Source organism: Caulobacter sp. S45, assembly GCF_009765965.1.
Taxonomy (GTDB): Bacteria; Pseudomonadota; Alphaproteobacteria; order Caulobacterales; family Caulobacteraceae; genus CAHJWH01.
Map to the genome: position 1 here is coordinate 108,226 of NZ_LMUL01000001.1, position 22,222 is coordinate 130,447.

The following is a 22,222-nucleotide window of genomic DNA, read 5'->3' on the forward strand; positions in this document are numbered from 1 at the left end:
TCGGCAGGGGGCTAACGCCAAGCTTGCGCGTCCGATCCGCCCCCTTGGGAATTCAGCCATGGTTTGGACGACGGCGGCGATCTGGATCCTGGCGCGGGTCTGCCTGGTGGCGATGTTCCCCTTCAGCGCCGCCGACAAGGTCTGGCACTGGAACAATTCCCTGGCCCAGGCGCGGTCCGACAAGCTGCCGGGCGGGGCGGTCATGTTGGTGCTGGCCATCCTGGTCGAGGCGATCACGCCGATCTGTATCGTCACCGGCCTGTTCGACCGACCGGCGGCGGTGATCCTGGCCGGGTTCTGCGTGGTGACAGCCGTGCTCTACCACCCGTTCTGGGCCTACCCGGATTTCTTCAGCCCAAACGACGACAGCAAGGGACGCGACCACTTCTGGCAGTTCCTGAAGAACTTCTGCATCGTGGGCGGGTTGATCCTCGTGGTTTTCGCCGGTTCGCTCACCCCGCTGGGCGATGCGGTCAAGCCATCGACCTGGTCCTCATCGGGACGTTAGAAGCTGAACGCCTCCACCGGCGTGCGGCGGCCGAGCATGAAGGCGTCCGCCACCAGCTGGAAGGGCGCCGCATCGACCTTGGACTGGGATGCGTCCAGTAGGGAGGCGAATTCGCGGTAGATGTCGGGATACTCGTCGGGCGGCCCGATCAGGGGCGGCTGGCCCGCGATCTCGAGCCTAGCGCCGCCGTCGCTGAGTTTCAGCTTCAAGCCGTCCGTGGTCTCGACATCGATCTCCCAGGTCTGCGGCCCGGTCTGGCGCCAGTCCAGCACGCCGCGAAGCTGCTCGTCGGGTTGCAGGCCGGTGCTGAAGCTGAGATCGGCCGCGATCGGCCCTTGGCGGTTGGCCGGAACGTAAAGCTCGGCCGAGCTGATGAAGATGGGTTCGGGCATGATCCGGGTCAGGATCGACATGGCGTTTATGCCCGGATCGAAGATACCGAAGCCGCCCGCGTCCAAGATCCAGTCCTGTCCCGGATGCCAGCGTCGGATGTCTTCCTTCCAGGTGACTTGCAGCACCTTGACCCGCTTACCGGTCAGCGCCGCGGCTGCGGCCTTCACCGCCGCATTGTGCTGGGCGTGGTAGGTGGCGAAGGCGACCTTGCCGGCCGCCTTGGCGCGATGCTCGATGTCGGCAACCTCGGTGACCGTGCCGGCCGGCGGCTTCTCGAGCAGGATGTTCTTGCCAGCGGCCAGGCAGTCGGCGGCGATGGTCCGACGCGGCCCCGGCGGGGTGCAGATCGCCACGGCGTCCAGATCGGCGACCTGTTTGAGCATTTCAGGATAGGTCGCGAACGACGGAATCGAGCCGGGAGAGGGGCCGCCGCTCACATTCGAGATCGCGGCGAGCTCGAAGTTGGGCGAATTGACGATCGCCGGCGCATGCTGATCGCGCGCGATCTTGCCGAACCCGATGATGCCGATCTTGTATTTGGCCATGCCGCAGACCTAGCACGGCTTGGATCGAAACACGCACGCTGCCGCAGCAGGGCCTTCGCCGATCCGGCTTCGAGCGCTTTTCCGTGACGCCGAAACGGGCAGGGACCTACGCTTCCAAAAAGTCGCAGAGGTGGGAATGCGGACGGCGCACGAATATGTCCCGCCCATGCTATGGGCGTGGGATCGGTTTGCGCCCCATGTCCGCGATCGGCGCGACTGTTCTGTGTTCGTCGGAGATCGAGCGTGCTTGTCGCTGAGGCTTACGGGATCATAGGTGATGTGCTCGCACCGCTGCCCGTCGGCGACTTCTTCGACAAGATCGTCGGGCAGCAGTTCATCAAGGTGGCCGCCCAACCGATAAACTACAGGACCACGCTCCTAGGCCCGAATCCGGAAGATTGTCTCTTGTCGGCTTTCGCCGCCGTCGCGCCCAAGATCACGAGCCACGCCGCCGCGCCCATGGTTCCGCCGCCCCGCTCGGAGTCGGTGGCGAGCAAGGAAGCCTTCCGGAGCAAGATCGAGGCGTTCCACACCGGCGGATATACCGTCCGCATTCCCGATCTCCGTTCGCTTTCGCCTGGCTTGGACGCGTTCATGCGGGCGTTGGAGATCGTGCTGCACCAGCCGGTGGAGGCCGCTGCGTTCTGGAGTCGAGGGGATGCGGCGGCGCCGTTGCATCACGACGATCAGGACATCGTCGTGATCCAGCTCCAGGGACGCAAGCGGTGGCATATATCGTCTGGGCGATCCCCGCTTCCGAATGTCTGGAAGTCAAGGCCCAGCGAAAGTTATGAGCTCCAAAGCTACACGGAAGTCGAGGTGGGTCCGGGCGATCTTCTCTACCTCCCGCGAGGGACCGCACACCGTGTGGATGCGCTATCGGACTCCCTGCACCTGTCGATCGGGTTCGTGCCGCTGACGTTGCGGGAGGCCGTCATAGCGACCCTGGATCACCTGTCGGACCTGGATCGTCCATGGCGGGAAGGTGTGAGCAAGCATCTGGCTCTGGATATAAGGCGAAACGAGTTCAACGATTTGCCGACCAAGGTGCGCGCCGCACTGGGGCAGATGGCGCATCTGGCCGAGGACGACGGCTTCATCGCCCAGGCCTTGCAGCGGCGGTCGTCAAGGGTGATCGGCGATCTGAACAAGATGGCGCCCTCGACCTTCCGCCCGCCGCTGAACGCCACCACCTTGCTGCGGCACGCGACATTGGCGACCTGCCATCTGTCAGCCGACGACGACAGGTTGGACGTCAGCTATCCGGGCGGACATATCTATGTTCATCGCGCGGTCGAACAGAGCGTTCTGTTCATCGTCCATACGTCGCAATTCCGCATCCAGGATATTCCGGGCGTCCTGACCGACGAGGTCCGCGAAGCGCTCGTGGCGAAGTTCGTGGATAGCGGCTTTCTCCACGTCGTCCTGGAATCCTGACGCTTGGCCGACGGGCGGCGGCGGCGGGATGGATACGGCTTCGGCATACCGGCTCCTCACGCGGCGAAAATCCTCGCAGACATTGCGGCTGGCCCAACACCCGCCTAGCGTCGGGCCAGGGTTTGACGGGGTAGGCGATGAGAACGGGTATTCGGCGCGCGGCGCTGGCGGGTGTGGCCGCACTGGCGACGATCTCTGCGGGTGCGGCGGGTGCGCTCGACATTCCCGCCACCAAGGCGGCCATCGACCAGGGCCTGGATCGTCAGTATCCGCACCTCGACGCGCTGTACAAGGACATCCACAAACACCCCGAGCTCGGCTTCCTCGAAGTGAGGACGGCCAAGACCCTGGCGGCCGAGATGCGCGCTCTGGGCTTCGAGGTGACCGAAGGGGTCGGCAAGACCGGGCTGGTGGCCATCTATCATAATGGGCCGGGTCCGACGGTGATGGTCCGCACCGAGCTCGACGCCCTGCCGCTGCCGGAGAAGACCGGCCTGCCTTACGCCAGCACGGCGACCCAACTGTGGAAGGGCGTGGAGACGCCCGTCGCCCACGCGTGCGGCCACGACATCCACATGGCGGTCTGGGTCGGGACGGCCAAGACCCTGGTCGATCTCAAGGCGCGCTGGAGCGGGACCCTGATGTTCATCGCTCAGCCGGCGGAGGAGCTGGCCAGCGGCGCCAAGGCCATGGTGGACGACGGGCTGTTCACCCGCTTCAGGAAGCCTGACTACGGCTTCGCCCTGCACGTCGGCACCGATCCGGTCGGCGACGTCGCCTATCGCTCCGGCGTCATGAGCTCCAATTCCGACGAACTGGACGTGCTGTTCACCGGTCGGGGCGGCCATGGGGCCAAGCCGCACATCACCATCGATCCGGTGATGATGGCCGGCCGTTTCATCGTCGACGTGCAGAGCGTGATCAGCCGGGAGAAGGACCCATCCGCCTTTGGTGTGATCACCATCGGCTCGGTGCAGGCGGGCAACGCCGGCAACGTGATCCCCGACACCGCCCTGCTGCGCGGTACGATCCGCTCGTTCGATCCGGAGGTGCGCACCAAGCTGCTCGACGGGATCAGCCGCACCGCGCGCGCCGAAGCCATGATGGCCGGCGCGCCCGAGCCCAAGGTGACGTTCGGGGCGGGCGGCAAGGCGGTGGTCAACGATGCGGCCCTGTCGGATCGGAGCATCGGGGTGCTGAAGGCCGCCTTCGGGGCCAAGGCCGAGGCGATGGAGCAGCCCAACTTCGCCAGCGAGGACTATTCCGAATACATCATCGCCGGCGTCCCCTCCTTCTTCTTCCGTCTGGGCGGCATCGATCCGGGGGTGCTGGCCAAGGCCGAGGCGGCGCATACCTCGGTGCCGGGCAATCACTCGCCCTATTTCGCGCCTGTCCCGGAGCCTGCGATCCGCACCGGCGTCGAGGCGATGAGCCTGTTGGTGATGAGCACGCTGCAGCCCGCTGCTTCAGGCCAGGTCGGCGTCGTAGCGGCTCAGCGAAGCGGAGAATGACCGGGCGGGGCTGGGTCCTTATCCAGTCGCCTAGGCTTCTCCGGGGTTGAAGTCGGGCCGCAATCGGGCGGGGCGCACGAACCGCAGCGCCGCTAGCCAGCGTCGCAGCGGCCGGTCGTAGACGTGATCGGCCAGGGCGCCGATCATGACCAGGCCAAGCAGGAACAGGCCGCCGTTCACGAGCACCGACACCCCTTGCCCGCGATCGACCACCAACCCCACCAGACGGCCCAGGGGGTGATGCAGGACGTAGACGGCGTAGGACACTGCGCCGAGGAAGCCGAACAAGGCGCCGCTGACGCGCCCGGGCTCCCGCTGCACGGCCATGCCCACGATGGCGGGGAAGGCCAGCATCACGGCGCCCAGTTCGTACAGGTGCCGCAGGCTGGAAGACGGCCTCGCCATGAGCGCCGCCGCCAGGACGGCGAGACAGGTGCAGGCTGCGATAGGGCCGCAACGCCTAGGCAAGCGCAGGCGGAACATGGACACTCCCAGGAAGAACGAGAAGCTGAGCCGGGCCATAAGCAGGGGGAAGGCCTTCGCGCTCCAGCCCTCGTCCAGGGATCCGTAGGCGTATTCGGCCGCGACCAAGCCCGCGCCGGACAGCGCCACGATGGTCCACAGCGCCCGCCGTCCCAACCGCTTCACCGCCGCCGCATAGACGAGGTTCACCGCGAGTTCGGGCGCCAGGGTCCAGGTGGGGCCATCGAGGATCGAGCCGCCCTTGGGCAATAGTGGAAGGGCCGGAAGCATCAGCAGCGCGACCGCCAAGGTCTGCACCAAGGCGGCGGGATCGAGGCCGCCGCCCTCCACATAGGCCGTGGCGACCCACGCGACCACACCGAGTCCGAGGCCGAGAAGATAGAGCGGGTAGAGCCGGATCAGCCGCGTCTTCATGAACGATAGCAGTGACCGGCCGGCGAGCAGGCGGGCCTCGTAGGCGTGGGCGACCACGAACCCGCTCAGCAGGAAGAACAGGTCCACGGCCAGGAAACTCTCCGGGAACAGGTTTCCGGGAAAGATCGCGCCGACGTGGCGAGTGACCACGATCAGGGCCGCGACGCCGCGTAGTCCGTCCAGGGTGCGGTAGGCTCGACCGGGATCAGGTTCGCTCATTCGATGGTCCGCGCCGCCGGCGGCGCGCCAGCCAGCGGCACGACATAGCCGAAGGGGCGCGGGATTGTCGCTATCTTACCGCCACTGCATCCCGCTGGGATCGGATCAGGAGGGCGCCGAGCACGAACACCGTCAAGGCGAACGCGGCGGGCGCCCATAGGCCGCCGTAGATGTCGCCGGCGCGAAGCGCCAACGCAGAAACGACGAAGGGGGTCATCCCGCCAAACCATCCGGTTCCGAAATTGTAGGCCACGCCGATGGAGGTGTAGCGGATGCGGGGCGGGAACTGCTCGACCAGGAACGCCGCCAGGGGCCCGAAGACCATGGCGCTCAGCACCGCCAGCCCGATCAGCACCAGTTCGATCATCACCACATTGACCCGCGCCGGATCGGGCTTTGCCGGGTAGCCGGCCTTCGCCAGGGCCTTGGCGAACTGGGCGGGTTCGAACCCCGCCAAGCGCTGACCGGCGATGGTGGTGAGGACCTCAGCGCCAGCTTGGCTCGGGACGGAGGCGTAGTTGAGGCCGGCCTTGTTCAGGAAATTCTTGGCCTTGTCGCAGGTGGATAGCTTGGTTGCGGGCGTGACGAACAGACGAAACCGGCAGGTGTCGGAGGCTACGGTGATCTGTGTGCTGGCCTGGAAGGTCTCCAGCGCCGGATTGCCGAAATGCACCAACGCCTTGAAGGCTGGGAGATAGAACACAGCCGCCAGCAGGCAGGCGGTCAGCATGATCCACTTGCGGCTGAACCTGTCCGACAGCCAACCGAAGAAGGGCTGGAACGGCAGGCTGACCAGGATCGAGACCGCCACCAGCACATCGACCGCCGACGGCTCCATGCGCAGGGCGCCGGTGAGGAAGAAGACCGGATACAGCGCGCCCGTATACCCCAGCACGCCCTGACCCGCGCAGAGGATCAGCGCCGCCAGGATACGTCTGAGGTTGGCGGGATCGCCCAGGCTTTCGGCCAGTGGCGAATGCGAGGTGCGCTTGGCCTGCTGGATCGCGCGGAATACCGGCGACTCCTCCAGTCCCAGCCGAATCCAGACCGACAGCGCCAGCAGGATGATCGAGAGCAGGAACGGCAGGCGCCAGCCCCAGGCGTCGAACGCCTTTGGCCCTATGGCGTGCTCGCAGGCCATGATCACGGCGAGCGCGATCAGTTGGCCGCCGGTCACGGTCATCTGCAGCCAGCCGGTGCGTGCGCCACGCCGGCTCTCCGGCGCATATTCGCCGACATAGGTGGCGGCGCCGCCATACTCGCCACCCACCGAAAGGCCCTGGATCAGCCGCAGCGTCACCAGCAGCGCCGGCGCCCACCAGCCGATCTGGGCGAAGGTCGGCACGAAGCCGAGGGCGGCGGTGGACAGTCCCATCAGGGAGATGGTGATCAGGAAGGTGAACTTGCGACCGACCTTGTCGCCGAGCGGGCCGAACACCAGGGCGCCGATCGGGCGCACGATGAAGCCCGCCCCGAAGGTCGCCAGCGAGAACAGCAGGCCCGACGCCTCCGATCCGCGGGGAAAGAACAGGGCGCTGAAATGCACCGCCAGCAGGGCGTACAGGAAAAAGTCGTACCACTCGAAAGCCGATCCCAGCGCCGCGCCGACCAAGGCCCGCCAGCCGCCGCCCGGATTGACCGAGAGGGTTTGCTCCGCGCCTGGTCGCTGCTGCATCTTCCGCCCGCCCGTGTTGTTTCTTGGCGACCGGCGCCGGTCGCAATTGGCGGAATCGCTCGCCCGCGTCGCCCGAGGCCGAGTCTGTCACGCACGACAATTTGCTGTCAATGTCGATTTGATTACTTACAATAATCTTTGATATCGGATAATTGGCGATATCGGCAGAACGCCCCGCTATGACGGGGCGATGTCCTCCGTTGGTCGAGGGAACAGCGTCATGGCGATAGGGCGAATCGCGATCGTGGGAGCCGGCATCGGCGGGATGACCGCCGCGGCGGCCCTGCACCGGCTGGGCCTGCGCGCGGACGTCTACGAGCAGGCGTTCCAGCTCGGGGAGGTGGGCGCCGGTCTGCAGCTCGCGCCGAATGCGACCAAGGTGCTGGGCAATCTTGGCCTTGGGGACGCCATCGCCGAGGTCGCGTTCGAACCCACCGACATTGTCTCGCTGAACTGGAGCGACGGCGCGTTGCGCTTCCGCGAACCGCTGAAGGCGGTGACCGCCGAGCGCTACGGGTCGCCCTACATGATGGCCCATCGCGCCGACCTGCACGCGCTTCTGTCAGGCGTCACCCCGGCCGAACACATCCATCTGGGTCGGCGCTGCATCGACATCGAGACCGGCGGCTCGGGCGCTGTCCTGACCTTCTCGGACGGGGAGCGGGTCGAGGCCGATGTGGTCATCGCCGCCGACGGCATCCATTCCGCCGTGCGCGAGCGTCTGTTCGGCAAGGCGCCCGCCCGCTTCACCGAGCAGATTTGCTGGCGCGCCACCGTTCCGATCGAGAAGGTCCCGACGCGCCTGGGGCCGGACGGAGGGGTGCGGCTGGACGGGACGGAATACTTCCGTTGGCTGGGCCCGACCGGACACGTGATCTGCTATCCGATCCGGGGCGGGTCGGTGCTGAACATCTTCGCCGGCCGCGTGTCCAGCGAATGGTTGGACGAATCCTGGTCCGCGCCCAGCAGCCGCGAGGAGCTGACGGCGGCCTACGCCGGATGGGACCCGGCCATGCTGGAGATGTTCGCCCACGTGGAAGGCTGCTTCAAATGGGGCATCTACGACCGCGATCCCCTGCCGAGCTGGCGATCCGGGAGGGTGATGCTGATGGGCGACGCCGCGCATCCGATGATGCCGACCCTGGCCCAGGGCGCAGCGATCAGCATGGAGGACGGCTATGCCGCCGCTCTGGCGCTATCGCGCTTCGCCGACGACCCGGATCGGGCGATCGCCGCCTTCGACGCCGAGCGCCGTCCTCGGGCCGCCAAGGTCCAGCTGCAGGCGCGCACCCAGTTCGCCAACAACCGCAAGGTTCCGGCCCCGCCGCCGATCGATTGCGACTGGATCTACAGCTACGACGTGGCGCGCTACGACCCCGCCGCGTAGGGGCGTCCCGCGCCGGGAACACAGACGCCGCGAGAGACGGCTGCTCGACGATAGCCATCGGAGGAAACATGCAGATCCAAGCCGCCGTATCGTACGAAGGCGCTCCGGCGCCCGTGCTTGAAACCCTCGAACTGGAGGTCCCGCGCGCCAACGAGATCCTCGTACGTATCGTCGCCACCGGCGTCTGCCACACCGATGTGAAGACCCACGAACACCTCGGTGCACGTCCCTTCGTATTGGGCCACGAGGGCGCGGGCGTGGTGGAGCGGGTCGGGTCGGATGTGCATACGCTCAAGCCCGGCGACCATGTGGTGCTGAGCCTGAACACCTGCGGCGTGTGCCCGGCGTGCCGGAGCGGACAGGCCACCTATTGCAGGGACGTGGGGCGGCGCAATTTCAGCGGCGCCCGGATGGACGGCGCCAGTCCCCTGTCGAAGGACGGGGAGGCGGTGGCCGGCTTCTTCTTCGGTCAATCCTCCTTCGCCACCTATGCGATCGCCGAAGCGGCGAGCGCGGTTGCGGTTCCCAAGGACCTGCCGCTGGAAAAGCTCGGCCCGCTCGGGTGCGGGGTCGCCACGGGCGCGGGGGCGATCCTGGAAGCGCTGAAGCTCGCGGAGGGCCAGACCCTGGCGGTGTTCGGCGCCGGTTCGGTCGGACTGAGCGCGGTGATGGCCGCCAAGCTGTCGGGGGCGTCGCGTATCATCGCGGTCGACGTCGTCGCCTCCCGTCTGGAGCTGGCGAAGTCGTTGGGCGCGACGGACGTGTTCGATGCGACTACGCCGAAACTCGGCGAGCTGATCCGCGAGCACCTCGGGGGCGGCGTCGATTTCTCCTTCGTCACCGCCAGCGCCAGGAGCGCCTTCGACGCGGGCCTAGCGGCGCTCGCGCCCCGAGGCGCCCTGGGCTTCGTCACGCCCCCGCCCGCCGACTGGGCGCCGGACATGCGCTGGCTGATGCAGGGCGGTCGCCGGATCGAGGGCATACTGATGGGCGGCGCGCCGGCCTCGCAACTGATCCCCAAGCTGATCGCCTACTACCAGGAAGGCCGTTTCCCCTTCGACCGGCTGATCCGCTTCTACCCCTTCGCCGACATCGCCAAGGCCTTCCACGACATGGAAACCGGCGAGACGCTGAAGCCGGTGCTGCTGATGCCGGCCTAGGCGCGGTTCACTCGGCCGGCAGCGGCGCGGCGATGGCTATATCCTGCGGCGGCTGCCGACGAGCGGCGAAGGCCATGACCAGCACGGCCAGCGCCGCGACCGCGCAGGGCGCCGCCACCACCAGAAACAGCGCATTCACCGGCCAGCGGGTTGCGATCAGGACGGCGCCGGCGGTCGGGCCGATGATCGAGCCGATGCGTCCGATCCCCAAGCCCCAGCCGATCCCACTGGCGCGCGCCGAGGTGGGATAGAAGCTGGTCGCCAGGTAGTTCAGCCCGGACTGACCGCCGACAAGGAAGAAGCCCGCCCCGAACAGCACACCCAGCAGCACCGCGCCTTGTGACGCCAACCCGATCGCTGCGATGAACACCGCCGCGCCGATATAGGCGCCGACCAGCATGCGGTAGGGCTTGGTCCGGTCCAGCAGGCGGCCGATCACCAGCGTGCCGGCGACGCCCCCGAACTGCAACAGCGAGGCGCCGAGCACCGCCAGCTTGAGCGATTTGCCGCCGCTGTTCAGCACGGTGGGGAGCCAGCTGGCCAGGAAGTAGATGTCGAGCAGGCTCATGAAATAGACCACCCACATCAGCAGGGTGCAGAGCGCGCGGCCGTCTTGGAACAGGGCTGTCACCGGGATGGACCGCTTTGCATGGCGGATCGCGGCGACCAGGGTCACGTCCCCGGCGTCGGGCGCGAGCCGCCGAAGCGCGGCGGAGATGCGTGCTGCGGGTGCATTGCGGTGGACCAGGAAGGCGATCGACTCCGGCATCAGCAGGGCCAGGATCGGCGTCAGCACCAGCGCCATCGCGCCGCCGACATAGAACACCGCCCGCCAGCCGTATTCCGGCAGGATGGCGTTGGCCAAGACGCCCGCCAGCGCGCCGCCGAGCGGGAAGCCGCAGAACATGGCGATGACCATCCACGCCTCCGCCCGGCGCGGCGAGACCTCGGCGGTCAGGGTGATGGCGATCGGCATGGCCCCGCCCAGGCCCAGACCAGCCAGGAACCGCCAGGCGACGAGCTGGCTGAGGTCCTGGGAAAAGCCGCTGGCGACGGTGAACACCCCGAACGCCAGGGTCGAGGCCACCAGCAGGGCCTTGCGACCCAGCACGTCGGCCAGCACGCTGCAGCTCAACCCGCCGATCATCAGGCCGAACAGACCCGAACCGAACGCCGCGGCGATACGGCCGTGGCCCAGGTGCAGGCTCTTGGAGATGGCGGGCGCGGCGTAGCCGATCAGCTGGGTGTTGATCCCGTCCAGCAGCACCACCAGCCCGCAGAGCACGACGACGAAGATCTGGAAACCGCCGATGCGGCGCGCGTCCAGGACGTCTTCCAGCGTAGCGGTCTTTGTCATCGTCACTCCCTATCGGCCGACGTCTGACGCGCGGCTCCAATATGTTCGGGTTAGGCGGCGTCGACCCTGACCTGGATCGTGCCGATGTTCTGGATGCTGGCCGTCATCACATCGCCCGCCACGACCGGGCCGACCCCCGCAGGCGTGCCGGTAAGCAGCACGTCGCCTGGCTGCAGCGTGTAATAGGCCGAGGCGAATTCGATCAGGTCGGCGATCGACAGGATCAGGTCGGCGGTGTTGGCGCGCTGGCGCGGCTCGCCATTGACGTCGATGGCCAGATCGAGCCGGGTCGGGTCGCCGATCTCGTCGGGCGTAACCAGCCAGGGACCCAGCACCGTGTAGGTGTCGATCGACTTGCGGAAGCTGCGCTCTTCGGGGCCGCGGAGCGTCATGTCCAGGCCGATGGCGTAGCCGGCCACGTAGGCGAAAGCGTCGGCCTTGCTGACCTTGTTGGCCGGCTTGCCGATGATGACGGCGAGTTCGACCTCGTGATCGTTGCGCCGGTCGGTGTGGCGCAGGCGCACCGGCTCGGAAGGCCCGATCAGCGAGCCCGGCGATTTCAGGAACAGGCCGACGGTCTGGATTTCCTTGATGCGGATGTTGTTGTGGATTTCGGCCTGGTCCTTCACCTCGGCCAAGTGATCACGGTAGTTAACCGGTGCGGCGACGATCTTCTGCGGGTTGGCCACGGGCGACAGCAGCCGGACGGATGCGAGCGGCTTGGCTTGCGCGGTCTTCGCGGCCTCCAGGATCGCCGGCTTCAGCTCGTCCAGCGCCGCGATCATCGGGTCGTAGGCAGGCAGGGGCAGGCGGAACGGACCCAGCCGGTCGAGCACGGAGGTCACGTCGCGCACCTGGTCGCCCTCGACCAGGCCAAGGCGGTTATCGTCGAAACGGCAGAGCTTCACGTCAGGGCCTCGGCTTCGGGTTTGGCGGTTGCGGCGCGGCGGGTGGGAGCCTCGGCCTTCTGCAGCGATTTGACCTCGCTCTGGCCGCTGGAGATCACCCGGCTGAGCAGGTCGATCAGGGTGCGCCGCTCCTCGGCCGACAGCCCCTGGAGCAGCGCGTCGTCGCGCCGGGGCAGGAAGGCCATGACCTCGGCCAACACCTGGCGGCCGCGAGGGGTGAGGCTCAGCGAATGACTGCGCCGATCTTCCGGCCGGCGGGTGCGAAGCACGTAGCCGTGCTGTTCCAGTCGGTCGAGCGACTGGAGCAGGGTGGGGCCCTCGACATTCATGATGCGGGCGAGCGCGGCCTGGGTCAGCCCATCGCGCTTGTCGATCATGACCATCATGCCGCCCTGGACGGGAGTGATCGGCAGCTCGGAGCCGCGGAAGGTCAGTTGCCAGTGCAGGGCGAACAGGCCGTGGGCGCGGCGCAGCAGATAGCCCACCACTGCGTCCAGCGGCTCTGGGACCAGGTCGGGATCGGGCGCCTTCATCGCGTCTCCTCGCGCCACAGGCCGATCTTCTCCTGCACCACCCGGTCCGAACAGACAAACAGGAAGCAGTCCTCGTCCGCCTCGAAACTGCGCCAGGTCCAGTTGGGGACCGCCAGCACGTCCTTGGGTCCGAACGTCAGGGTCTGATCGCCGATGCGCAGGCGGCCATGCCCTTCAGCCACCGCCACGATCAGTCCGTCGGTGGAGCGGATGGGCGCGGTGGAGAAGCCCGAGGGCAGATGGGTCATCCAGGCGGCGATGGTGGGCATGGCCCAGCCGCCGTCCAGCGGATTGGCGTACTTCAGGGTCGCGCCGTGGTGCGGATCGAGCGGCGCGCCGGCCGCCATCGCTTGCAAGGCTGCGTGGGAGCGGGCGTAGGGATAGGAGAAGCTGGGCGAGGTCAGGCCGTAGGGGCTGGTCGCCCCGATCGGCAGCAGGCCCGAACCGAACCGCGCCTGGGCGTCGCCCTCCGGCCGGCCGATGGGCTGGCGTTCGGCGTTGTGGCGCTCGGAAAAACCCGCTTCGAAGAAGCCGACGATGGGCACATCCAGCACGTCCAGCCACAGCACCGGGTCGTCGCCGTCATTACCGTGGTCGTGGAAGGCCCAGGAGGGCGTGATGACGAAGTCGCCAAAGCCCATGGTCACCCGTTCGCCGCCGACCGCGGTGTAGCCGCCTTGGCCCTCGAGCATGAACCGGAGCGCCGACTGGGTATGGCGGTGGGCGGGCGCGACTTCACCGGGCAAGACCAGCTGGACGCCGGAATAGAGGGTGTCGGTCGCGCGCGACTGGCCGGGGAAGGCGGGGTTCTCCAGCACCACCACCCGACGCTCGGCCTCCTCGGCGGTCAGCAAGACGCCGGCTTCGAGCGCCAGAGGCCGCACCGTGTCCCAGCGCCAGACATGGGCCCGCATGGAAGGCTTGGGTTCCGGCGGCACCAGCCCCTTCATCACCTCCCACAACGGAGCCAGGGACTGCTCGGACAGGCGGTCGTAGAAGCCCTGGCGTGTATCTGCTGGAGAGAGGGTGAGGTTTTCGGCGATCGTCATGGGCGCCTCCTGGCGACGGACCGGGCTCAGTGGACCTGCGCGGCGTCGCGCACGGAATTGATCATAGAGCTTTCCATCAGATAGGCCTTGGCCTTGACGGGATCGGCGGCGGTGGCGCCCAGTTCGTGGAGGTGCTGGCGGCGCACGGCTGGATCGCGCTCCTCCAGGATGCGCTTGTTGCGGATGCTCATGGCCTGGACGGCCTTGATGTTCACGGGACGACGCTGACGGTCGTAGAGGTCGAAGGCCTGCTGATGGTCCGAGCCCTCGCGCCAGATCGGCGCCAGTTTTCCGGCCAGGTTCACGGCGTCGTGGATGCCGCCGTTCAGGCCCAGGCCTCCCAGCGGATTGTTGAGGTGGGCCGCGTCGCCTACCAGCACTGTCCGTCCGACGGCGAAGCGATCGGCGACCCGCTGATGCACCTTGTAGATCGAGGCGTATTTCAGCGGATATCCACCCACGGGGGCGGCCACATTGCCGGCGAGCACGAGCTTCAGCCGATCCTGGATTGCTTCGGGCTCCAGCACCTCGGCCTCGTCCTCTTCGGCTTGGATCGGGTAGGCGATGCGCCAAAGCCCGGGCGGGCCGTCGTCGGGGACGTGGAAGACCGCCGCCCAGTGGGTCGGGTCGGCGATATAGCCCGCGCCCGAAAAGCCATGCGCGCCCAGGTCGTGCGAGGTGCTGGCGACCAGGAAGCGGTCGGGCCAGGTGAAGCCCTCGAACCCGACCTGCATGCCCCGGCGAACGACGCTGCGCGCGCCATCGGCCCCGATCAGGAAGGAGCCCCTTAGCGCCGACCCGTCTTCGAGGCGCACATCCACGCCATCGGCGTCCTGATCATAGCCGGCCACCGGGCTGGCGAAGCGCACCTCGACCGTCGGCGCGGCCTTGCGGATGCGATCGAGCAGGATCGGGGTCAGCCGATGTTGCTCCAGATGCAGGCGATAGGGAAAACGGGTCACATCCTTGAGCAGGGACATGTCGAATTCGGCCACCACGCCCGCCTCACGATCGCGAATCTGCCAACTGGGCACGACGATACCGCTCTCGTGCATGGTCTTGGCCACGCCCAGGCCGTCGAGCATCTCGACCGTGGGGGGGTGATAGGACCCGGCGCGCAGATCGATGGTCAAGGCCGGCTCGGCCTCCAGCACCACGACGGAGGCGCCTTCGAGGCCTAAGGCGAGGGCGGTGGCTAGCCCGGTCGGTCCCGCGCCGACGATGATGATGGGATCGGCTTTCAAACAGAGCGTCCTTCAGGGCTCGGCGTCAGTCTCTTACGAGGCTGTTTCGGCTTCACCGAACACGTTATTGGGCCATTCGAGCGGCTTGATTTAATCGTTAGGTACCCTACTATTCTCTAGCCGGACGACTGGCAAGAGGGGGAGCCCAATGCGAAGACAGTCGTCAAATCGAGCGGCTGGTTTTTTCCGCCCAGGTCAATTTTTTTGCTCGAGCTTGGCTTTCGCTTCTTGTCGCCGCGAATTCACCTGTGCGCCGTCGATCCGCCTTGTCCATCAAAATGGGGGACAAGTGATTACTCACATTTCCAAACGGCGTTCGTAATTATACAACCACGTCAAATGGATGTGCGAATTAATCCTCCATGCCGACCATAGATCAATCGTGTCTGACCTTTAGATCGAGCTGAGCGTCGACCAGTTATGGTTGGCCTGTTGAGTGATAAGCGAAGTTCATAAGATCGTCGAAATGAACGATCTACAGTAACGAGAAAAAGCGCCGCAAGCGTATAGGGGGAAACGGGAATGGATATTGGATTTTCAGGCGCCGCCGCATTGCGACCGCTGCGCCGTCTCGTCTTTGCGACGGTTGCGATCGCGCCTTTGATTCTGGCTCCCGCCGTGTCGAAAGCGCAGTCCGCCGCCCCAGAGCAGCCGGCGCAGTCATCGACGCCACCCAACGAAACGCAGGCGCCCGCCGCCATGCCGTCGACCTCCATGCCGCCAGTGGTCGTGCAAGGAGGGAGCAAGCCCTTGTCGATCGCTCCGTCGGCCACAACCCCGAGCCAGCGGGTCGGGGCGACGGACAACAGCTACCCGCCCGTCACAGGCGCGCGACCTATTCCCGCGAGCCAGCTCTTCTCGGTCCCTGGCGAAGACCCTGGCTACTTCTTCAACCTGGCGACATATGGGCAAGGTTTCGGAAAGAGCCTGGCCAGTCGGGGGATATATCTGCATGGGAGCTATCAGCAATCCGATGTGAGCGTTGTCGACGGCGGTCATAAGGACGTAAGCAATTACCTCGGCCTCGGCTTTTTCGGTGCAGATCTCGACACCGAAAAAGCTTTCGGCCTCAAGGGCGGCCTTGTCGATTTCACCATCACCGCACAGATGGGCAATCCGACCGGTGGCGGCGACGGGGTCGGGACCCAGGCCGCGGTGCCCTACAGCTTCGGCGATGAGGTCAGGTTGCTGGTCTTCGACTACACCCAAAGCTTCTTCGATCATGCCTTGCAGATCACGGTCGGTCGGATGGGTTCCACGACCGGGACGCCTTATCTTTCACCCGGCTTCCACGTCACGCAATTCTACTGCATCTTCTTCACCAATTCTTGCGGGCCGCCGAATGGGTTTGCGTTCAACGCCAGCAAGGCGCCTTATGAGGTCGGGTCCTGGGGCGGTTTCATAACCTATCATCCGGCCCCATTCTGGTACGCGAAGATCGGCGTATTCGAGAACCAACCGCTGGAGACCACCAGCGTGACCCACCTCGGCTTTCCAGGACGGGATTGGGGTTTGAACGAGGCGAACGGAGCCTACTTCCCGGCTCAGGTGGGTTACATCACGACGCCCGCGAGTTCGGCTTATCCGACCAACTTCCATATTGGAGGGTTCTTCGACAGCGCGACCTATCCCGACAAATACTACAACTCGAGGAACCTGCCGGCGCCCCTGTTTCCGGGCGCACCTCGACTGGATAATCGAGCGGCCGGGATGTTCGCGGCCATGCAACAGACTGTGTTCCGCTTCAGCAGCGATCGTAATAGCGTACGGGGCGTGGCGTTGTTCTTCTCAGGCGACTGGGATATCGACGACATGGAAGATGATCAGCAGGATTACGAAGCTGGCTTCATCATCACGGGGCCTTGGAAATCCCGCACGGCCGACTCGATCAATTTCATGTACACAAGGCAGGTATACGATCAGCGTCTGAAGGAAGACCGAGACACTATCGCGGCCATCCATGGCATCCCCTACACGATGCAGGACCAGTCGGTGTTCGAGATCAATTACGGCCTGGCCTTGGCTCCCGGCGTGGTGCTCTATCCGTATGTTCAATACTATGATCACCCCGACCAGCTGGTGCTTTCGATTCCCGATCCACGCGACACCCATGCGACCACGGTCGGAGTCAGATTCTCGACCCGCTTCGATCAGCTGTTCGGGCTGCCTCAACCGGGCGGCTGATCTGAGTGTGGGGGATTGCGTTCGTGGGCGTTAAGCCCGCGAACGCCCCTTCACCCAAGCGGTTGTCGGCGATGGACGGGGAGCGACGCAAAGTGTGGTGGGGCGGGGATGTTTCCCCCTATTCGCCGGAGGGCTCGCCTATATTGGCGCATGACAAATAACTGTTGCGCCATTTCCTAATTGGCGGCTCATGTGGCCGCAAACATCTCCTGGTCTGAAGTCAAGCTTGGCGGCTGGCGTTCGGCGCGGGTCTATAAGGGTTGCGGAGGATATCCCATGGAAGAGCTACGGATCTATATCGACGGCGCGTGGCACGGCGCGGCGGGCCGCGTGACCGAGCCGGTGGTCGATCCCGCGACCGGCCAGCCCTTCGCCGACCTGGTGCACGCCTCCCGCAGCGACCTGGACCTGGCGCTCGGGGCGGCCGAACGGGCCATGCCGGCCTGGCGGGCGACGCCGGCCTCGGCCCGAGGCGCGATCCTGGCGAAGGCCGCCGCTTTGCTTCGCGAACGCGCCGACCAGATCGCCAGGATCATGACCATCGAGCAGGGCAAGCCGCTGCAGGAGGCGCGCCTGGAGGTCGGGCTCACCGCCGATATCGTGGCGTGGAACGGCGAGGAGGCGACGCGCCTGTACGGCCGCATCATCCCGGCTCGCAACGGCGCGCTGCGCCACATGGTGCTGAACGAGCCGATCGGCCCGGTCGCGGCCTTCACGCCCTGGAACTTCCCGCTGATGATGCCGGGCCGCAAGGTGTCCTCGGCGCTGGCCGCCGGCTGCACCTGCATAATCAAGGCGTCGGAAGAGACGCCCGGAACCGCGATCGCCCTGGCCCAGGTGATGCATGACGCGGGCGTGCCGCCGGGGGTGCTGGCCTTCGTGTTCGGCGTGCCGGCGGAGGTCTCCGAATACCTGATCGCCTCGCCGGTGATCCGCAAGGTGAGCTTCACCGGCAGCGTGCCGGTCGGGCGCATCATCGGCCGGCTGTGCGGGGACCAGGTCAAGCCGGTGACGCTTGAACTGGGCGGACACGCGCCGGTGCTGATCTTCGACGACGTCGATCCCGTCCGCGCCGCCAAGATGTCTGCCGCGACCAAGTTCCGCAACGCCGGCCAGGTCTGCATCTCGCCAACCCGCTTCTACGTCCAGGAAGGCGTGCACGATCGCTTCGTGACCGAGTTCGCCGAGGCTGCTCGCAAGATCAATGTCGGGCCGGGGATCGAGCCGGGCGTGGGCATGGGCGCGCTGGCCAATCCGCGCCGCGTCGCCGCCATTGAGGGCATGGTCAACGACGCCAAGGTCCACGGCGCCAAGGTCGAGGCGGGCGGCGGACGCGTGGGCAACGCCGGCTTCTTCTTCCAGCCGACCGTGCTGTCCGACATGCCCGACGCGGCCCAGGCCATGTCGCTGGAGCCGTTCGGCCCGCTGGCGGTGGTGCAGTCGTTCCGCAGCGAGGAGGAGGCGCTGCAGCGCGCCAACAGCCTGCCTTATGGGCTGGCGGCCTACGCCTTCACCGCCGACGCCGATCGCCAGGTCCGCCTCGCCGACGGGATCGAGAGCGGTATGGTCGGCCTGAACACCTTCCACATCGCCGCCGCCGACACGCCGTTCGGCGGTGTCAAGGATAGCGGGCACGGCTCTGAAGGTGGCGTCGAGGGGCTCAGCGCCTTCACGACCACGAAGTTCGTCGCCCAGGCCTCAGCGCACCCGCACTGAGATCGCCAAACGGTCGACTGCGCCGGCGACGAGACGAGCGCCGGCTCAGTCTGCCGGCGCAGGTCGACCGATCTGGAGACGATTCATGTCCGATCACCCGATGATGCAGAGCTGGCGGCTGCCGGAGTTCGGCCAGCCCCTGGTCCTGCACACCGAAGACCCGCCGGTCCCGGTCGGCCGCGAGGTGCTGGTCCGCATCGCCCACTGCGGCATCTGCCATAGCGACCTGCATGTGCAGGACGGCTACGTCATGGCCAACAATACCGACAAGGTCTCCTTCAGCGCCATCGGCGTGCGGACCCCGCTGACGCTCGGACACGAGATCATGGGGCATGTGGCGGCGGCAGGTCCTGATGCGCAGGGGAGCGTGGCGGTGGGCGACCCCTGCGCGGTATTTCCCTGGATGGGATGCGGGGTCTGCGAGACCTGCAAGGCGGGGCGTCTGGAGGACTGCCCGACCCCGGCGGCGCTCGGCCTGCGCCGGCAGGGCGGGTTCAGCAACTATGTCCTGGTCCCCGACCCGCGCTACATCGTTCCGAGTGGGACTTTGTTGCCTGAACTGGTCGCGGTCGCCGGTTGCTCGATCCTCACCGCTTATGGCGCCTTGCGCAAACTTCCGCCGCTGACGTCGAGGGACTGGATCGTCATCATCGGCGCGGGCGGCGTAGGCCTGGCCGCCATCGCCCTGGCCCGTCACGTCACCGCCGCCCGGGTCCTGGCGGTCGACACGTCGGATGCGGCGCTGGAGGCGGCCAAGGCTTGCGGCGCGACCGAGACGATGAATGCCGCCGACGGATCGGCCGGGGTACTCGCCCGCACCGGCGCCGCCGCAGGCGTCATCGACTTCGTCGGCGGCAAGCAGACCGTCGAAACCGCCCTCGCGGTCATCGCGCGCAACGGCGTGATCGTCGTCGTCGGCCTGAAGGGCGGCGAGGTGGGACTGCCGCTGACCCGGCTCGCCCTGCGCAGCCTGACAGTGCGGGGGTCCTATACGGGTACGCTGAAGGAATTCCGCGAGGTCATGGTCATCCTGGAGCGGGAAGGCGGCCTGGACCTGCCGCTGACCCCCGTGGCGTTCTCCGAGGTGAACCAGGCCATGGATACGCTGCGTCGCGGCGGATACGTCGGCCGGGCCGTCATCGCCGTTCCCGGACCCTAGGCGTTCAGAATTCCCATTACTGGTAAAACTCGATCCCTCCAAAGTCGATCGGGGCTAGTTTCGGCGTTGACACCTGCAAACGCCGGCCTGTATTTTATCGTAAAAGATAATTATATAATGCTGAACGGGGCCGACGGCCTTGGTTCGCGGGTTGGGGATGGGAAGCGCAACTTGGGCAAGATGATGATGGACGCGACATCGCTCTCGAGCGCGAAGGATGTGCGTCGCGATAGGATCGCGCGGATGTTGTCGCCGCGCTCCCTGGCGATCATCGGCATGTCGGCTCGCGAGGGCACGGCCGGGCACATGGTGCTGCGCAACTTCCTGGCCAACGAATTCGCCGGGCCGATCCATCTCGTCGGTCGCACGGCTGGTGAGATCGAGGGCCTGCCGATCGTCACCGACATCGCCGCCCTGCCGGAAGGGATCGACACGGCGGTGCTGGCCTTGCCGGCGAACGGTGTCGCCGAGGCGCTCAGCGCGTGTGCGGCCAAGAAGGTCGGGGCGGCGGTGGTGTTCGCGTCGGGCTTCGCGGAACTCGGTGAAGAGGCGCGCGCCGAGCAGGCTCGCATCGGTGAGCAGGTGCGGGAAAGCGGGCCGGCGGTCGTGGGCCCCAACTGCATCGGCTATTCGAACTATATCGACGGCTTCACGGTCGGCTTTACCAATGTGGCCAAGATCCCCCGCGTCGCGCCGGATCGCCGCGACGCGGTGGCCATCGTCGCCCAGAGCGGCGGCCTGGCCGGGCACCTACGCTTGGGGCTGATCGCACGCGGCGTGCCGGTCTCCTACAACATCTCGACCGGCAACGAGATGGACCTGTGCATCGCCGATTTCGTCGACCACCTGCTCGACGACGCGGCCACCCAGGTGGTGCTGGTCTATGCCGAGACCATCCGCCAGCCCCAGGCCTTCCTGGCGGCGGCGCGGCGCGCGCGCCAGATGGGCAAGCCGATCCTCATGCTGCAGCCCGGCCGCAGCGCGCAGGCCCAGGCCGCCACCCAGTCCCACACCGGGGCCATGGCCGGCGACTACGCGGTGATGCGCGCCTATGTCGAGCGCGAGGGGGTGGTGCTGGTCGAGACCATGGACGAACTGCTCGACACCTGCGAGCTGCTGGCCCGGTATCCGAAACCCAGCGCCGGTGGCCTGGGGGTCGTGACCTTCTCGGGCGCCTATTGCGCGATCGCCCACGATTTCTGTGAGGATATCGGCGTCGCCCTCCCGCCGCTTTCGGACGCGACGGCCGAGGCGCTCAAGCCGCAGATGCCGCCCAATATCGAGCCGCACAACCCCCTCGATCTCGGCACCCAGCCGATCTGGCAGCCAGAGCTGTTGGGCGTCGGCGTCAAGGCCCTGCTCAACGACCCCGCGATGGGCGGCGTCGCCATCTCGATCGCGGCCGGTGCGCCGGCGAAGTCGATGGCGTGGCTCGAACAGGTGGTCGAGGCGGGGCGGGGCAGGGACAAGCCGCTGGCCCTGACCTTCCTGGGCGACACCTCGCCCCTGGCCGAGCCCATCCTGCAGACGGCGCGCGACAACGGGATCGTGCTGATGCGCTCGTCGGACCGCATGTTGCGGGCCATGGGCCACATGATCGCGCGCGCCGACACCGAGCGGCTTTCGGATACTTCGGATGAGCCGTTCCTGGACCTTCCCGACCTGCCGGACGGCGCCCTGCCGGAATGGCGGGGCAAGGCCTATCTGGCGGCGGCGGGGATCTCGACGCCCAAGGGCGGTTTGGTCCAGTCCGTGGACGAGGCGATCAAGCTCGCCGACAGAATCGGCTATCCGGTCGTCCTGAAGGCCCAGGCCGGCGCGCTCGCCCACAAGACCGAGGCCGGCGGCGTCATTCTCAATCTTCGCGACGCCCAGGCGGTGCGGGCGGCATGGGAGACCGTGCTGGCCAATGTCCAGCGCGCCCAGCCGGGCCTGGTGCTCGACGGGGTGCTGGTCGAGGCCATGGTCGGTAAGGGCGTGGAGCTGGTGATCGGCGCCAAGCGCGATCCGGAGTGGGGCCCGGTGCTGCTGATCGGGCTTGGCGGCGTCTTCGTAGAGCTTTTCCACGACGTCTGCCTGTTGCCGGCCGACGCCTCCAAGGCGGAAATCGTCGAGGCCTTCGGCGGCTTGAAGGCGGCGAAGCTGCTGCAGGGCTTCCGCAACGCCCCGCCGGCGGACCTGGACGCGGCGGCCGAGATCGCCCACCGGATCGGCCAACTGATGCTGCAGCAGCCCGCCATCTCGGAGATCGACGTCAATCCCCTGATGGTCCACCCGCGCGGCCAAGGCGCGACCGCGCTCGACGCGCTCATCGTCACCGCCTAGCGGCGAAAGGAAGAC

17 protein-coding genes are annotated in these 22,222 nt (G+C 66.8%); 9 read left to right on the top strand and 8 right to left on the bottom strand.

Features of this window, described 5'->3' with window-relative positions; genetic code table 11:
- The first annotated feature begins 58 nt into the window (after nucleotides 1-58).
- Nucleotides 59-508 carry a DoxX family protein gene (locus GSQ87_RS00450; protein ID WP_158912599.1) on the top strand — a complete coding sequence of 150 codons (450 nt, stop codon included), beginning with the start codon at nucleotides 59-61 and terminating at the stop codon, nucleotides 506-508.
- On the opposite strand, the gene GSQ87_RS00455 is transcribed toward GSQ87_RS00450, so the two are convergent.
- A complete protein-coding gene (locus tag GSQ87_RS00455; protein ID WP_158912600.1) occupies nucleotides 505-1,446 on the bottom strand; it encodes a Gfo/Idh/MocA family protein in 942 nt (313 codons plus the stop codon). The two genes, GSQ87_RS00450 and GSQ87_RS00455, sit on opposite strands and share 4 nt — an antisense overlap.
- A gap of 243 nt (nucleotides 1,447-1,689) precedes the next feature.
- Here GSQ87_RS00455 and GSQ87_RS00460 point away from each other — a divergent pair, with 243 nt between their 5' ends.
- Entirely contained in the window at nucleotides 1,690-2,883 is a 1,194-nt protein-coding gene (locus GSQ87_RS00460) for a JmjC domain-containing protein (protein WP_158912601.1), read from the top strand.
- A 137-nt stretch (nucleotides 2,884-3,020) separates the two neighbouring features.
- Complete coding sequence (locus GSQ87_RS00465) at nucleotides 3,021-4,394, top strand: amidohydrolase (protein WP_158912602.1); 1,374 nt, start codon at nucleotides 3,021-3,023, stop codon at nucleotides 4,392-4,394.
- Between the two features lie 30 nt (nucleotides 4,395-4,424).
- Here the strand turns inward: GSQ87_RS00465 and GSQ87_RS00470 are convergent, their stop codons facing one another.
- Both GSQ87_RS00470 and GSQ87_RS00475 read right to left on the bottom strand, forming a co-directional pair.
- The gene (locus tag GSQ87_RS00470; RefSeq protein ID WP_158912603.1) at nucleotides 4,425-5,510 is read right to left on the bottom strand and encodes an acyltransferase; all 1,086 of its coding nucleotides are present in this window, start codon (nucleotides 5,508-5,510) and stop codon (nucleotides 4,425-4,427) included.
- A gap of 70 nt (nucleotides 5,511-5,580) precedes the next feature.
- Nucleotides 5,581-7,185 (bottom strand): MFS transporter, encoded by a 1,605-nt coding sequence (locus GSQ87_RS00475; protein WP_158912604.1) that lies wholly within the window; start codon nucleotides 7,183-7,185, stop codon nucleotides 5,581-5,583.
- A gap of 220 nt (nucleotides 7,186-7,405) precedes the next feature.
- Between GSQ87_RS00475 and GSQ87_RS00480 the strand changes: the two genes are divergently transcribed.
- Together GSQ87_RS00480 and GSQ87_RS00485 are read left to right on the top strand one after the other, a co-directional pair.
- Nucleotides 7,406-8,572 (top strand): FAD-dependent monooxygenase, encoded by a 1,167-nt coding sequence (locus GSQ87_RS00480; RefSeq protein WP_158912605.1) that lies wholly within the window; start codon nucleotides 7,406-7,408, stop codon nucleotides 8,570-8,572.
- A 68-nt stretch (nucleotides 8,573-8,640) separates the two neighbouring features.
- The gene (locus GSQ87_RS00485) at nucleotides 8,641-9,732 is read left to right on the top strand and encodes an NAD(P)-dependent alcohol dehydrogenase (RefSeq protein ID WP_158912606.1); all 1,092 of its coding nucleotides are present in this window, start codon (nucleotides 8,641-8,643) and stop codon (nucleotides 9,730-9,732) included.
- Between the two features lie 7 nt (nucleotides 9,733-9,739).
- On the opposite strand, the gene GSQ87_RS00490 is transcribed toward GSQ87_RS00485, so the two are convergent.
- The 5 genes from GSQ87_RS00490 to GSQ87_RS00510 are packed head-to-tail and all read right to left on the bottom strand — an operon-like array spanning nucleotide 9,740 to nucleotide 14,823.
- Complete coding sequence (locus GSQ87_RS00490; RefSeq protein WP_158912607.1) at nucleotides 9,740-11,089, bottom strand: MFS transporter; 1,350 nt, start codon at nucleotides 11,087-11,089, stop codon at nucleotides 9,740-9,742.
- 50 nt (nucleotides 11,090-11,139) lie between these two features.
- The gene (locus GSQ87_RS00495; protein ID WP_158912608.1) at nucleotides 11,140-11,997 is read right to left on the bottom strand and encodes a fumarylacetoacetate hydrolase family protein; all 858 of its coding nucleotides are present in this window, start codon (nucleotides 11,995-11,997) and stop codon (nucleotides 11,140-11,142) included.
- Nucleotides 11,994-12,530, bottom strand: a complete 537-nt coding sequence (locus GSQ87_RS00500) for a MarR family winged helix-turn-helix transcriptional regulator (RefSeq protein WP_158912609.1) — start codon at nucleotides 12,528-12,530, stop codon at nucleotides 11,994-11,996. The genes GSQ87_RS00495 and GSQ87_RS00500 overlap by 4 nt, the downstream gene beginning before the upstream one ends.
- The gene (gene gtdA / locus GSQ87_RS00505; RefSeq protein WP_158912610.1) at nucleotides 12,527-13,579 is read right to left on the bottom strand and encodes a gentisate 1,2-dioxygenase; all 1,053 of its coding nucleotides are present in this window, start codon (nucleotides 13,577-13,579) and stop codon (nucleotides 12,527-12,529) included. The genes GSQ87_RS00500 and gtdA overlap by 4 nt, the downstream gene beginning before the upstream one ends.
- 26 nt (nucleotides 13,580-13,605) lie before the next feature.
- Nucleotides 13,606-14,823 carry an NAD(P)/FAD-dependent oxidoreductase gene (locus tag GSQ87_RS00510; RefSeq protein WP_158912611.1) on the bottom strand — a complete coding sequence of 406 codons (1,218 nt, stop codon included), beginning with the start codon at nucleotides 14,821-14,823 and terminating at the stop codon, nucleotides 13,606-13,608.
- Nucleotides 14,824-15,345: 522 nt separating this feature from the next.
- Here GSQ87_RS00510 and GSQ87_RS00515 point away from each other — a divergent pair.
- From GSQ87_RS00515 to GSQ87_RS00530, 4 genes are all read left to right on the top strand, one after another.
- Nucleotides 15,346-17,007 (top strand): carbohydrate porin, encoded by a 1,662-nt coding sequence (locus tag GSQ87_RS00515; protein ID WP_158912612.1) that lies wholly within the window; start codon nucleotides 15,346-15,348, stop codon nucleotides 17,005-17,007.
- 276 nt (nucleotides 17,008-17,283) lie between these two features.
- The gene (locus GSQ87_RS00520; RefSeq protein ID WP_158912613.1) at nucleotides 17,284-18,723 is read left to right on the top strand and encodes an NAD-dependent succinate-semialdehyde dehydrogenase; all 1,440 of its coding nucleotides are present in this window, start codon (nucleotides 17,284-17,286) and stop codon (nucleotides 18,721-18,723) included.
- A gap of 85 nt (nucleotides 18,724-18,808) precedes the next feature.
- Nucleotides 18,809-19,882 (top strand): zinc-binding dehydrogenase, encoded by a 1,074-nt coding sequence (locus GSQ87_RS00525; RefSeq protein WP_158912614.1) that lies wholly within the window; start codon nucleotides 18,809-18,811, stop codon nucleotides 19,880-19,882.
- Between the two features lie 243 nt (nucleotides 19,883-20,125).
- A complete protein-coding gene (locus GSQ87_RS00530; protein ID WP_158912615.1) occupies nucleotides 20,126-22,207 on the top strand; it encodes an acetate--CoA ligase family protein in 2,082 nt (693 codons plus the stop codon).
- Nucleotides 22,208-22,222: the final 15 nt, after the last annotated feature.